Source organism: Paenarthrobacter nitroguajacolicus, from assembly GCF_007786235.1.
Taxonomy (GTDB): Bacteria; Actinomycetota; Actinomycetes; order Actinomycetales; family Micrococcaceae; genus Arthrobacter; species Arthrobacter nitroguajacolicus_A.
The window spans coordinates 1-13,632 of record NZ_VNFK01000023.1 but is presented as its reverse complement, the minus strand read 5'-3'; the positions used below and the strand labels follow the sequence as shown (position 1 = coordinate 13,632).

General features: G+C 63.4%; 10 protein-coding genes. 6 read left to right on the top strand and 4 right to left on the bottom strand.

Features of this window, described 5'->3' with window-relative positions:
• Window positions 1-41: 41 nt before the first annotated feature.
• Genes FQP90_RS20910 through FQP90_RS20900 form a run of 3 tightly spaced genes read right to left on the bottom strand, consistent with a single transcriptional unit; the run spans window position 42 to window position 4,416 of the window.
• A complete protein-coding gene (locus tag FQP90_RS20910; RefSeq protein WP_144652989.1) occupies window positions 42-1,145 on the bottom strand; it encodes a M24 family metallopeptidase in 1,104 nt (367 codons plus the stop codon).
• A complete protein-coding gene (locus tag FQP90_RS20905) occupies window positions 1,142-3,190 on the bottom strand; it encodes a DUF6807 family protein (protein WP_144652988.1) in 2,049 nt (682 codons plus the stop codon). Before FQP90_RS20905 ends, FQP90_RS20910 begins: the two co-directional genes overlap by 4 nt.
• Entirely contained in the window at window positions 3,187-4,416 is a 1,230-nt protein-coding gene (locus FQP90_RS20900; RefSeq protein WP_167510532.1) for a dienelactone hydrolase family protein, read from the bottom strand. Before FQP90_RS20900 ends, FQP90_RS20905 begins: the two co-directional genes overlap by 4 nt.
• Window positions 4,417-4,789: 373 nt before the next feature.
• Between FQP90_RS20900 and FQP90_RS20895 the strand changes: the two genes are divergently transcribed.
• The 3 genes from FQP90_RS20895 (at window position 4,790) to FQP90_RS20885 (ending at window position 8,270) form a co-directional block, all read left to right on the top strand.
• Complete coding sequence (locus tag FQP90_RS20895; protein ID WP_144652987.1) at window positions 4,790-5,734, top strand: carbohydrate ABC transporter permease; 945 nt, start codon at window positions 4,790-4,792, stop codon at window positions 5,732-5,734.
• Window positions 5,727-6,656 (top strand): carbohydrate ABC transporter permease, encoded by a 930-nt coding sequence (locus FQP90_RS20890; protein ID WP_144652986.1) that lies wholly within the window; start codon window positions 5,727-5,729, stop codon window positions 6,654-6,656. Before FQP90_RS20895 ends, FQP90_RS20890 begins: the two co-directional genes overlap by 8 nt.
• A gap of 240 nt (window positions 6,657-6,896) precedes the next feature.
• Entirely contained in the window at window positions 6,897-8,270 is a 1,374-nt protein-coding gene (locus tag FQP90_RS20885) for an ABC transporter substrate-binding protein (protein WP_144652985.1), read from the top strand.
• Window positions 8,271-8,410: 140 nt separating this feature from the next.
• On the opposite strand, the gene FQP90_RS20880 is transcribed toward FQP90_RS20885, so the two are convergent.
• Window positions 8,411-10,429 (bottom strand): beta-galactosidase, encoded by a 2,019-nt coding sequence (locus FQP90_RS20880; RefSeq protein ID WP_144652984.1) that lies wholly within the window; start codon window positions 10,427-10,429, stop codon window positions 8,411-8,413.
• Window positions 10,430-10,634: 205 nt separating this feature from the next.
• Here FQP90_RS20880 and FQP90_RS20875 point away from each other — a divergent pair, with 205 nt between their 5' ends.
• The 3 genes from FQP90_RS20875 to FQP90_RS20865 form a co-directional block, all read left to right on the top strand.
• Entirely contained in the window at window positions 10,635-11,921 is a 1,287-nt protein-coding gene (locus FQP90_RS20875; RefSeq protein WP_144652983.1) for an ABC transporter substrate-binding protein, read from the top strand.
• Window positions 11,922-11,972: 51 nt separating this feature from the next.
• Window positions 11,973-12,923 carry a carbohydrate ABC transporter permease gene (locus tag FQP90_RS20870; RefSeq protein ID WP_144652982.1) on the top strand — a complete coding sequence of 317 codons (951 nt, stop codon included), beginning with the start codon at window positions 11,973-11,975 and terminating at the stop codon, window positions 12,921-12,923.
• On the top strand, window positions 12,920-13,632 hold a 713-nt coding region (locus FQP90_RS20865; RefSeq protein ID WP_144652981.1), incomplete at its 3' end, for a carbohydrate ABC transporter permease. The genes FQP90_RS20870 and FQP90_RS20865, both read left to right, overlap by 4 nt.

The window sequence follows — 13,632 nt, the reverse complement described above, 5'->3', positions numbered from 1 at the left end:
GTGGCCGCAGGAGTTACGGGCGCAGTGTCAGGGGCGCAGTGTCAGGGGCGCAGTGTCAGCGGACGACGGCGGCCGTCCACCTCGGTGGTCGGCCACCGCTCGTCTACGGTCAGGATGCGCAGGCCGGAATCCGTGAGCAGCACGGTGTCCTCGATCTTCACGCCGGGCCCGGACGGGTTCCACGTGAAGGGCTGGTTGAGGACGATCGTGTCCGTGACCTCGGCGGTGACCCGGGGGTCGCGGCCTGCGTAACCAGCGGGGCCACCCTGGTGGTGGAGCGTCCACTGATCGTCGCCGAATCCGTGGCGGGCGTAGGCTGCCTTGATCTCGGTGAACACCTCGTCGAGCCGTGCTCCCGGTAGCGTGGCCCGGAAGATGTCGGCCTCCACTGCTGCGATGCGGGCCTCGGCGTCGAGCTCTTGGGCAGTTCCGGCGTCGAAGGCTACCCAACGGGTGACGTTCGCAACCAAGCCGTTCCGTCGGGCGCACACCACGGCCATGGCACGGCGGCCGAGGGGGGAGTGGGTAGCCAGCGGATGCCGGAAGTCGCTCCGGCCAGCACCGTTGCAGAGGAGGACCAGTGGCTCGGCGCCCCCAGACACAATGCGGGCGGCCAGCTCGGAAACCAGCTGGAACTCCGTGGTCTCCGGGGTCGCAGCCGTGAGGACATCCGTCATGGCTGTGGCTGCGTCGGCGGAAAGTGAGGCATACCGTGCAGCCTCGGCAGGCAGGAGTTGCTGGCGGGCCGCCCGCAGCTCCGTGGCGACGGCGGCTTCCACCAAGGGGTCACCGTCGACCGCAAGACCCGCCGCCGCAGCATGCAGCTGGCCATGCCACGGCACGGTGTCCAGGCTGACGCCTTCCGGCAATTCTTCGGCAGCGATCCGCCCGGCCTCGTTGTTGAACGTGACAAGGTGGTCGCCGGAACGGTCCACCAGAAGGGCGGCGATGGGATCGCCGGCCAGGCTGATGTGGACGCGGCTGCCGTCCAGGTACCAGGTGAGCGCGGTGTTGGACGTGAGCAGGAGCGAGTCGCGGCCGGCAGCGTCCAGGATATCCAGCACGCGCCGGCGCTTCACTGCGCGGTCGGCTACGTTACCGGGAGCCGTGAGGGACGCGGACGTGGTTTGAGTGGGTGTGGTCATGCCGATTCCCCCAGAGTAGTGATGAGCTGTTCAATGTCTTGTGTTGCCAGGAAGCCGTCCGCAATGATCACGGTGACGGTCCGGTGGACAGGGCGTCCGGGTTCGGCGGCCACCGCCGTATCCCACGCCAGGGATAATCCGACTCCGGGATAGCCCGAATGCCGCACGAACCAAGGATCCGGGGCCTGCGGCGAGGCGAGGAAGACGAGTGTGGCCGGGTGTCCCAGCCCGGGATCGCCCGTGGCATGCGCCGCGCCGGACGCTCCGGCGTCGAACGTTCCCGACCACGCCAGCCATGGCGCGACGCTGCCGTGCACTGCATCCTCGCCCCGTGCCTCCGGGGTCCAGATGGTGGCATCGCCAACCTTCGGCAAGCGCCAAAAGAAGCCGCCGTAACCGCCCTGCCGCCGCCCGTTGGAACCGGGACTGCCCAAGGGCACGGCACGGCCGGTGGCGGACTCCAGCGTGAAGTCCAGGGTCAGTTTCCACGCGGAATTCCCGACGGCGGCCCAGCGCCACTCGCGTTGCTCGCGGAGCACAGGTGATCCGTCGGGCCCGATCCAGCTCAGCTGCTCATGGCGTCGCCCATCACCGTGTTCCGCGGAGTCGGTGACGATGTGTCCATGGTCCTTGCGCCAAACATAGCCCCCGGCCTCGCGCGTGTAGGTCCGTCCGCCCCAGAAGTTGATGCCGTCCACGTCCTGGAGGGCCACGCCTGCTCCGAGGTGCCACACGTGGTCCTCCGGGACGTGGTCGGTCACCACAGTTCCGGCCAAGGTGCGCACGGGGTGGAGGTACGGGCGCGGGGACGATGTTGCCCGGATGAGGGACCCGTCCTGGAGGGTGGCGACAGGGGTTCCGTTGATCTGGAGGGTAGGCCCGCCGGACATAGTCCATGGCGCCCCCAGCTCCGCAAACGTGGCCTGGCCCAGCGCTGCCCGTCGGATCAGGGATTCGATGCCGTGGACTACGGGGTGGGCGTCGCCGTCTTCGCCTTCCCACGTCACCCAGTCAGCGTGGATCGGCTGGGGTGGGTGCGCCGTGCGGATGGCTTCAAGCACCGACGCGTACGCTCCGGCGCCGCTGAGCGGGCTGAGCAGATCCGCCTCGTTGCCTGCATCCAACAGGTTCTCCAGCAGGTCCGTACGGCCGAACGTCTCGCTGCGGACACCCTCCGGCGTGGTGATCTCCACGCGATCTTCCGTATAGGAGAGGGTGAGCTGGCCGAGCGTGCCGTAGACGGTGACCGACGGCGGGGACTGCACAGGTGCGCAGAGCGTTAGCGCGCATGTCAGGACGGTGCCGTCAGTGGTACGCACCCGCACTACCGAGGTGTCGTCACTCTCTGTTTCGTTGGCCCTGTAAAGGTCGGTGTCCACGGACTGCACGTCAGCCACGGTCCTGGCACCTGCCAGGCGCAGCCCGGTGGCCACGGCGTGCGCCAGTGCGTTGGTGGCTACGCCGTCCACCACGTCGGTCCCGTTCAGGCTGCGCTTTCCGGCCCATCGAGATCGCTTGTAGTACGCCGTGGTCCGAAGCCACAAGCCTGTGGCACTGATGCCCCGGACCTCGCCGATTTCACCGGATGCCACCAAGGCTTCGATCGCGGGCAGGGCCTCTGATCCCAAGCTCTGGAACCCCACCTGCACCAGGCGGCCGGCGCTCGCCGCGGCTGCCATCACTTCTTCGTATTGCGCCATGGACGCTACCGGCGGTTTTTCGAGGTACACGTTGGCGCCGGCTTGGAGAGCCGCGAGGGCCAAGGGTGCGTGGGTTTGGATGGGCGTCGAAACGATGACGACGTCCGGTGCGGTCCCAGCCGCCAGGAGCTCGTCGAGGGAAGCGTAAACCTTCACTCCGGGGCCGAGTGCTCCGTCGGCGGGAGGCAGGGGATCGGCAACGGCCACGAGTTCAAGGGCACCGGAGGCAGACAGCCGATGCAGGTTATCCAGGTGGCGTTCGCCGAAGCCATGCACCCCTACCAACGCAATGCGGGGAAGCCGGGGGGTGACCTCCATGGCGATGGCGGTTGAGGTTTGAGTCATGAATCTGTCCTAGCGAGGTCAGGGGCGGGTGAATTGGTGCGGGGCCGGGGCTCCAGGGCAGAGGCGAGGAACGCTGCCGCTTCCTCTTGCATGGCCGGCGTGAAAACATGTGGCTCCTGCCAGAAGCTGCCGGTGTATCGTTCGGGCGGCAAGCGCTTGGACAGGTACGCATCGGCGTCGCGCATTCCCTGTTCCGGGAAGAGCTGGTCGTCCAAGGCGTACTGGATCATTGCCTGGGCCTGGGACCGTGCGGCGAGGTCGGGCCAATCCCCAAGCCTCGCGAGGCCGGGGGAATGCAGCAACCACGAGTGCGCGTCCAGGTAGGCCGGCAGCAGCGAGGCGAACGTGGTCATCATGCACGTCACCACATAGCCGCGGATCAGGGGGCTCAGGGCAGCGAGCACCAAGGCCCGTCCACCCCCGCCCGAGAACCCGAGACAACCGAGCCGATCCGGGTCCACGCCGGGAAGCGTGGCGAGGATCCCCAGCGCTGCGAGATCGTCATGCGCAACCGTCCCGGCCACACTGCTGCCGAGGAGAGTCGCGGCTTTCGCCACGGTTTCCTCGTGGGCGGCAGCCGCTGCGTTGTACTGTTCCGCTGCGGAAGGTTCGACGCCGGCCTCCCGCCAGAGTGCCCGCTGGCCGTTGACGGCGCCGGCTGTCCGCCACGGCAGGGGATCGAGGCCGAAGCGGCGGCTGCCCCACATGAAAGTGTCGTGGGCCAGGACAGCGAAACCCTGTTGCGCCAACCACGTTGCGAGGGCCCGGCCGCCGTACAGCTTCGCCCGGACCTCGAGGGGCTGTAACTCAAGGGGCAGATTACCGGGCAATTCGCTCGAGGAGGCGCCGCCGTCGTCATCCGTTCCGGAAGGAAGGGACACGAGCCGATCCGCGCCGTGGACCTTGATGCCGCCGTGGCAGTGCAAGGCCAGCAAACCGGGAAGCGGACCCGCAGCGTTGGCTGGCCGGACGAACCACGCGGTGGTTCTGGGCCCAAAGCCCAACTGCCAGGAGAGCCGAGAGGTGATGACGCCGTCGTGTTCTGTTTCCACGTGGACGGTGTACGGAAGTTCTGTTGTTACGGCGGGAACCCCAAGTGTGTCAGCCAGCTGCTGGGCATCAGCGGAGGCGGCTATATGGCGTCGCCCCATGTAGGCGGGCCAGTCTTCGTAATTGCCCAGCGCGCTGGGCCGGGAGGGCGAGTCTGCCACGTCAGCCCCGGTCATGGCAGGTGTTGTAGGTGGGAAACAATAGTGTCCTGCCTTATCGATGCGGGAGGGTGTGCTGTAGCGCACGCCGGGCTTCTTCAGCGTGGGAAATCGATGTGGGCGCCTTCCGAAGAAAACGCTTTCTCAAAAATTAGCAAAAGGCTGTACATGGGTCAAGAAAACGTTTACTTTGGTACGGAGCCGCTGAACGCCGGGACCCGAATCCTGGTACTTCGCAGGGGTAGCGCCGGACGAACGGCGGCGTCCCGGACGGCAAGCATCAACACATTCGTAGTCCGTGGATGGCCACGATGACCAAAGGAGACCACATGGCCGCATATGAATACACGGGGGCGCCGCAGGGCGTCCGCGGTCAGGCAGGGGGGAAGCAATGAGCGCTATTGGCGAACTCTCTACGATGACCCGGCGCAAGGGCCCCATGACAAAGGAAGAGAAGAAGGCTAACGGCCGCGACAACAAGGCCGCTTACATCTTCCTCCTGCCCTGGCTTGTCGGCCTGGTGGTCATCACCGTGGGACCCATGCTGATGTCCCTGTATCTTTCCTTCACGGACTACAACCTCCTGCAGCCGCCGGAATGGGTGGGCCTGGACAACTTTGTCCGCATGTTCGGTGATGCCCGTCTCCACAACTCGCTGCGCGTCACGTTCACGTACGTGCTGGTGGGTGTTCCGCTCCAGCTGGCCGTTGCCCTGTTGATTGCGCTGGTCCTGGATAAGGGTCTTCGCGGCCTTCCTTTCTACCGCTCCATCTTCTACTTGCCGTCGCTGCTGGGCGGCTCCGTTGCCGTTGCCATCCTGTGGAAGCAGATCTTCGGCACGACTGGCCTGGTGAACCAGGTCCTGGCAATGATTGGCATCGAGGGCCCCGGGTGGATCTCGGACCCCAATACCGCTCTTGGCTCCATCATCCTGCTGCACGTCTGGACCTTCGGCAGCCCCATGATCATCTTCCTGGCCGGTCTTCGCCAGATCCCCAACATGTACTACGAGGCCGCAAAGGTGGATGGGGCCACCACGATTCAGCAGTTCTGGCGGATCACGCTCCCTATGCTGAGCCCCATCATCTTCTTCAACCTGGTGCTGCAGATCATCGGTTCGTTCCAGTCGTTCACCCAAGCGTTCATCGTCTCCGGCGGTAACGGCGGCCCATCCGACTCCACCATGTTCTTCACCCTGTACCTGTACCAAAAGGGCTTCGGCCAATTTGATATGGGTTACGCCTCAGCGATGGCCTGGTTCCTGCTGGTCATCATCGGTGTCTTCACTGCCATCAACTTCATCGCTTCAAAGTATTGGGTGTTCTACGATGACTAAACTTCAGACCCTCCCCGCCGCTGGTGACTCCGCCGACAAGACGGCCAAAAGCCCGCGCCGCCGTGAATCCCCGGGAAACTTGGCCTTCAGCCGCAGTGCCCGCATCAAGGGCCTGATCAAGCACGCCATCCTCATCCTTGTGGGCGGCGTGATGATCTACCCGCTCTTGTGGATGGTGGTTTCCTCCCTGCGCCCGAACGACCTCATCTTCCGTGAGCCCGGCCTCTGGCTGGACAGCCTGGAAATGAGCAACTACACCGATGGCTGGTCGGCGCTCACGCATCCATTCGGCCACTACATGATCAACTCCGCCATCGTGGTCCTAGGCTCGATCGTCGGTAACCTGATCTCCTGCTCCATGGCCGCGTATGCCTTCGCCCGCCTGCAGTTCAGCGGCAAGAAGCTCTTCTTCGGCATCATGCTGCTGACCATCATGCTGCCCTTCCACGTGGTCATCGTGCCCCAGTACATCCTGTTCTCGCAGATCGGCTGGGTGAACACTTTCTGGCCGCTGATCGTGCCCAAGCTCCTGGCCACGGACGCGTTCTTCGTGTTCCTCATGGTCCAGTTCATCCGCGGAATCCCGAAGGACCTCGACGAGGCTGCACGTATTGACGGGGCCGGCCATCCCAGGATCTTCCTCCGCGTCATCCTGCCCCTGATGGTCCCGGCCCTGGCCACCACCACCATCTTCACCTTCATCTGGACCTGGAACGACTTCTTCGGAGCCCTCATTTACCTGACGGACCCGGACATGTTCACTGTGCCCGTGGCGCTGCGGGCGTTCGTTGACTCCCAATCGGCCACCAGCTGGGGATCACTCTTCGCGATGTCCATCGTGTCGCTCTTCCCCGTGTTCTTGGTGTTCCTCTTCGGACAGCGCTTCCTGATTAAAGGCATCGCAACCACCGGCATCAAATAGGCATTAAGGACACTTCCCAGTAGGGCCCCTGCGGCTTTGATCGGCTATTGCCGACTAATCCGCGAGCCTCGAAGTGTGCGATGGGCTCCGGACGGGGACTGCGGTGCCCTGTCCGGAGCCCCTGAGCACACTGCTAATACAAGTAGCAGTCTTGTCATACAAGATTGTGACTTGTATCATAAAGTAAGCGAGAAAGCGTTTTCTCATTCGCAACAAGATCAAAGAAGATCGGAGACAACAGTGCCGGTATTTCCAAAGGGTGAAGCAGTCGCCCCAGCAGGCGCTTCGGGACGCGACACCTCGGAACCCAAAGCCAAGCAGCCCAAGCGCAGGCTTCGTGCATCCGCCCTCATCGCAGCCACGGCTGCGGCAGTCCTGGCCCTGACCGCCTGTGGTGGGGGAGCGGAGCAGAAGAGCGCCGACGGCAAGGTGGAGCTTCGATTCTCCTGGTGGGGTGGCGACAAGCGTGCGCAGTTGACGCAGGAGGCCATCGCAGCGTTCGAGGCTGAGAACCCGAACATCAAGATCAAGGCCGAGTACGGAGACTGGTCCGGTTACTGGGACAAGCTGGCAACCCAGGTTGCAGCCAACGATGCCCCGGACATCATCCAGATGGACGAAAAATACATCACCGAGTATTCCACCCGCGGTGCCCTCCTGGACCTGTCCAAGTACGACGTCGACACGTCCAAGCTGGATGAAGCGGCACTGAATGCCGGCAAGGGCGAGAAAGGCCTGACGGGTATCGCTGCCGGTATCAATGCCGCCACCATCCTCGCCAACCCGGCGGTCTTCCAGGCTGCGGGCGTCGCGCTTCCGGATGACAAGACCTGGACCTGGGAAGACTTTGAGCGCATTGCAGCCGAGGTCACGGCCAAGTCTCCCAAGGGAACCTATGGCGCTGCCGCGTATGGAACGGATGAAGCCTCCCTCGGAGTGTGGCTGCGCCAGAACGGCAAGTCGCTTTACACCCAGGATGGCAAGCTCGGCTTCGAGCCCTCGGACATCAAGGGTTACTGGGAATTCCTGAAGCAAATGAGCGAGAACAAGGCAGTACCGACGGCTTCGGAGATTGTTGAGGCGGAAGCGGCACCTCTGGATCAGAGTGGCTTGGCGACCGGCAAGAACGGCATGGCGTTCTGGTGGTCCAACCAGCTTCCGGCGCTCGAGAAGGCCGCCGGCGGCGAACTGCAGATCCTCCGTTTCCCGTCCAAGACGGGCAAGGCTGAGGACGCCGGTCTCTGGTACAAGGCCTCGCAGTTCTGGTCGGCATCATCGCGGACCAAGCACCCTGAAGAAACGGCCAAGTTCATCGACTTCCTGACCAACAACGTCAAGGCCGGAGAAATCCTGCTGGCCGACCGTGGTGTCTACCCGAACTCCGAGGTCCGCGACGCAATCGCCCCGAAGCTCGCCAAGGCGGACGTCAAGGTAGTCGACTTCATCGGTGCCATCAAGGAAGAGCTCGGTGAAGCACCGGCTGCTCCGCCGAAGGGGGCTGGTGCCATCCAGGAAATCATCAAGCGCTACACGTCCGAGGTCATGTTCAACAGGCTCTCGGCCGAAGAAGCCGGGAAGAAAGCCGTGGACGAAATGAAGTCCGCCATCAGCTAGCTTCTACGCAACGGGAACCGCGCCCCGGGCGATCATTCGTGATCCGCCCGGGGCGCGGTTTTTAGTTTGGGGCCCTCAAGTAGCTGGCAGTAGTGGTTGTTCCCAGCGCTGGGAACAACCACTACTGCCAGTCAGTTGGGTCAGTCCTCCGCGATGACGGCCACGGCTCCAGCGGGTATCACGCCACTGAAGCGCGAGCCGCTCAGCAGATCGTCGCCGTCGGCCTTTACCGTGGCGTCCTCCCTGCCGTGGTTGATGGCGAAGAGGAAGGTGCGGCCGTCATCGGCCCGCCTGCGTGTGAGCTCGACGCCGGCAGCCGCCTCGGTCACGGCCGCCACCCGCGCTTCTTCCACCAGTCGTGCGGTCAGTGCATCGACGCCGGCGGCGTCCGGGAGCGTGGCGAGGTACCAGGCCGAACCGGTTCCAACCGTGCGTCGGGTCAATGCCGGGACACCGTCCAGGGGGTAGTCGGTGAAGGTTGCCAGGACTTCGGTGGCGGTCCCTGCCGAAACGTGCTCGCTCCACACGGAGCCAACCGTTCCGTCGCTCAACGTCACTGCGGTGCCGGGGAACAGTGGATGGAACTCTTCGCTGCTGACCCCCAGCAGTCCGCGGAAAGCACCGGGGTAGCCGCCGAGCCGGACGTGGTCCCGTTCGTCGACGATGCCGCTGAAGTAGCTGATGAGTACCGTGGCTCCACCCTCGGCAGCGGCGGCTATGGAAGCAGCCGCAGCGTCTGTCACGGCGTAGAGGGTGCAGACCAAGATGAGGTCGTATCCGGAGAGGTCGGCGGAGGGGTGCACGAAGTCAGCAGTGATCCCACGCAGGTACAGGGCGCGGTGGAAGGCGCGCATCGTATCGAGGTATCGCAGCGAGTTGTTCGGGTGTGAATCAAGTTCCGAAGCCCACCACGCTTCGTAGTCGAACAGGATCGCCACCCGCGATTCGACGCGCGAGCCCTTGATCGGTTCCAGTTTGGACAACGCGTTACCGAGGTCCACCACGTTCCGCCATACCTGGGTGTCGCGGCCACCGTGGGGGACCATGGCCGAGTGGAACTTCTCGGAGCCGGCCTTGCTTTGCCGCCACTGGAAGAACATGACGGCGTCGGCGCCGCGGGCCACGTGCGTGAGCGAGTTTCGGATCATTTCGCCGGGCATCTTGGGCTGGTTGTGCGGCTGCCAATTCACCGCCGAGGTCGAGTGCTCCATGAGGATCCACGGATCGCCGCCGGCCACCCCTCGAGTCAGGTCGGCGCTGAACGCGAGCTCGATTTCGCGCTCAGGGTCTGCCGCCACAAGGTAGTGGTCGTTGGCAATGACGTCCATATCCTTGGCCCAGTCGAAGTAGTCCAGGGTCTTAGTGGCGCTGGAGACCATGAAGTTGGTGGTTGCCGGAATGTCCGGGGTGACCTCGCGGATCACGGCCAGCAACTGGCGGTAGTAGTCCATGAACGCCCAGGAATTGAACCGCGCAAAGTCCAGCTGCTGCCCCGGGTTGAGCGTGGTGGGAGCAGCGCCCGGCGGGATGATCTCTTCGAAGGAGGCGTAATGCTGGGACCAGAATGCGGTGCCCCAGGCCTCGTTGAGTGCCTCGATGGAACCATAGCGGCGTTCCAGCCACGCGCGGAAAGCGGTGGTGTCTTCTTCGCCGTAGAACTCGCCTACGTGGCAGCCAAGTTCGTTGTCCACGTGCCAGAGAGCCAGCGCAGGATGACCCTTGTAGCGTTCGGCGATGACGCGCGTCATGGCTGTCGCGTACCGGCGGTAAACAGACGACGACGGCGTGTAGTGGCGTCGCGAGCCCCGTTCCAGCCTGGTTCCTTCCGCCGTTACCGGCAGGATTTCCGGGGACTTGCGCGCCAGCCAGGCCGGCGGTGATGCGGTGGCGGTGGCGAGGGCAACTTTGATTCCGGCTCCGTGGAGGTTGTCCATGACGTCGTCCAACCAGCCGAAATCGTAGTGTCCTTCGGTGGGTTCCAGGAGGCCCCAGGAGAAGATGCCGACACTGAGGAAGTTGACGCCGGCTTCCTTCATGAGTTCGATGTCTTCGCGCCGGATCTCTTCGGGCCACTGTTCCGGGTTGTAGTCCCCGCCATAAGCGAGGCCTTTAAGGCTGTTCCAGACGGACGGGGTGCGTGGGATTTCAGGGGAGGACAAGGGGACTCCTTCGTCGGGCGGACCGGGCTGGTGTGGGTGGAGCTCAGGTATGAGTGCAGCGTATCTGTGAAAACGCATTCTTCGGAAAACGCTTGCCCAGACTCTCGATTAGGGATATTGTATCGATTCAGAACGAGTGTAAGCGAGATCACTGCCACGTTGTAGAGAACTCGGAAGCTTGCACCAACTGAGCAAGGAGGCTCTCATGATCGATAGAAGGAAATTCCTCACCACGGTGGCTCTCGGCACTGCATCTGCCGCGTTCCTCTCCGCGTGCGGGCAGTCCTCTTCCAGCGGGCAGACCGGTTCCGCTGACAACCCTGTCACCATCACCTACACCTGGTGGGGCAATGACGACCGTGCCGAGCGCACGCGTAAGGCCATTGCCCTCTTTGAGTCCAAGAACCCGGACATCAAGGTCAACGGCAACTTCTCCGACTTCGCGGGGTACTGGCAGAAGCGCGCCACGGAAGCCGCCGGCGGTGGCCTGCCGGACGTCATGCAGTGGGACCTGTCCTACTTGCGCGACTACGGTCAGCGGAACCAGCTCCTGGACCTGGGCACCGTCAAGATCAACACCGACGCCTTCGAGAAGTCCCTTCTTCCCTCGGGCCAGATCCGGGGCAAGACCTACGGCATCCCCACCAGCACCAATGCTTTTGCGGTGTACTACGATCCCGCCAAGCTCGCCTCCCTGGGGATCGCGGAGCCGGATGGAAGTTGGAACTACAAGGAATTCAACGCATTCCTGGCCGAGGTTGGCGCCAAGGGCAACGGCACCCTGTTCGGCGGCACCGACTACACCGGTATCTGGTGGAACTTCAACATCTGGCTGCGGCAGAACAACATCCAGGCCTTCACCGAGGACGGCAAGCTTGGGTTCTCCAAGGACGACCTGAAGAAGTGGTGGAACCTCACTGCGGACCTCCGCGGCACCGGTGCGATTGTGGGCGAAGACAAGGCAACCCAGTTGCTTCCCAAGTCCCCGTTCGGCTCCAACGTCACTGCCACGGAAGTTACCTGGGACAACTTCATGGCCGGCTACCTCGCGGACAGCGGCGCCAAGGAACTCAAGCTGGTGCCGGTCCCTTCGGATGATCCGGACAACCTGGGCCTGTTCCTCAAGCCGTCCATGTTGATGGTGGCCAGCGCGAAGACCAAGTACAAGGACGCCGCTGCACGCTTCATCGACTTCATGGTCAACGATCCCGAGGTGGGTCAGATCTTCAAGACCTCCCGCGGTGTACCGGCGTCGAAGACCCAGCGCGACGGTACCACCTTCGAAGGCACCGACAAACTCGTGGTCGATTACGAGAAGTCCATTGAAAAGTATCTGAAGGACGCTCCCGAGCCGCCCATCGTCGGTTTTGGCACCCTCGAGTCCACGTTCAAGCGGGTCACCCAGGACCTGAACTACGGCAAGCTCACCGTGGACGGCGCAGCGGATGCGTGGTTCAAGGAAGCCGAAGACCTCATCAAGCAGAACGCCTGATCCAGACCCTCTGTGTCTGAACCTGGCTTCCCCAACTGACGGACTGATCTCGTGACTCAAAGCCCAACCCTGAGCAGGCGCTCCGCTTCCGCTCCCACGCCGCCGCGTAAATCGCGCCGGCGTGGGGCGGACGCCCGCGCCGGCTACACGTTCCTGTTGCCCTGGCTGCTGGGATTCATCGCCCTGACCGTGGGCCCGATGATTTCCTCGCTGTACCTCTCCTTCACCAACTACAACCTCTTCGACGCCCCCAAGTGGATCGGCTTCGATAACTACGTCACCTTGTTCCAGGACGAACGATTCCTGCAGTCGGTGGGCGTGACCATGAACTACGTGATCTTCGGAACCCCGCTGAAGCTCGCGGCGGCGTTGGCGATCGCGATGCTGCTCAACAGCAAACGCAAGGGCCAGGGTTTCTACCGGTCCGCGTTCTACGCCCCCTCCCTGATCGGCGCGTCGGTGTCCATCGCGATCGTGTGGAAAGCCATGTTCGGCGATTCCGGCCCAGTGGACCAGGGCTTGTCCTTCTTCGGGATCAACCTTGGCGGTTGGGTGGGCAACCCGAACATGACCATGGGCATGATGATCCTGCTGACGGTCTGGCAGTTCGGCGCCCCGATGGTGATCTTCCTGGCCGGCCTGAAGCAAATCCCGGCCGACCTGTATGAGGCGGCGTCGATGGACGGTGCCGGCCCGGTCCGGAAGTTCCTGAACATCACCTGGCCCATGCTTTCCCCGGTGATCTTCTTCAACCTGCTGATGGAAACCATCCACGCGTTCCAGATCTTCGCCTCGGCCTACATCATTTCCAACGGTGAAGGCGGCCCGGCAGGATCCACCCTCTTCTACACCCTCTACCTGTACTTGCGCGGTTTCTCCGATTTCCGGATGGGCTACGCCTCGGCGATGGCCTGGCTCCTGGTGATCGTGGTCGGCATCATCACGCTGATCTTCTTCAAGACCTCCAAGTCCTGGGTCCACTACAGCGGTGATGCAAAGTGACAACCATGTCAACCCCCACCCAAACCCCGCCCACAACACCGGCGCCGGTCTACAACCCGAAGTCCGAATCCGTCACGGCCAAGCGGATCAAGAGCACCATCTTCCACATCATTGCCCTGGCACTGGTGGCGATGGTCCTCTACCCGGCCCTATGGATGATCTCCGCAGCGTTCAAGCCGAACTCCGAGATCGGCGGCGCGAACAACGCGTTGTGGTCGGCCAACTTCAGCTTCGACAACTTCGCCACGGCCATGGAAGGCATCGGCGGGGTCTCCACGCTGACGTTCTTCACCAACTCGTTGATCCTGGCCGTCGGCGCCGTCGTCGGCACCGTGCTCTCAGCGTCGATCTCCGCCTACGCCTTCGCCCGGATCAACTTCCCGGGCCGCGGACTGTTCTTCGGCATGATGATCGCCACCTTGCTGTTGCCCTTCCATGTGGTGATCATCCCGCAGTACATCGTGTTCCAGCAGCTCGGCCTGGTGGACACTTACGTGCCGCTGCTGATCGGCAAGTTCCTCGCCGCGGACGCATTCTTCGTCTTCCTCATGGTCCAGTTCATGCGCGGCCTCCCGGCCGAACTCGACGAAGCAGCCCGCATCGACGGCGCCGGACACGCCCGGATCTTTGGGTCCATCATGCTCCCGCTGATGAAACCGGCCCTGATCTCCACCTCGATCTTCTCCTTCATCTGGAGCTGGAACGACTT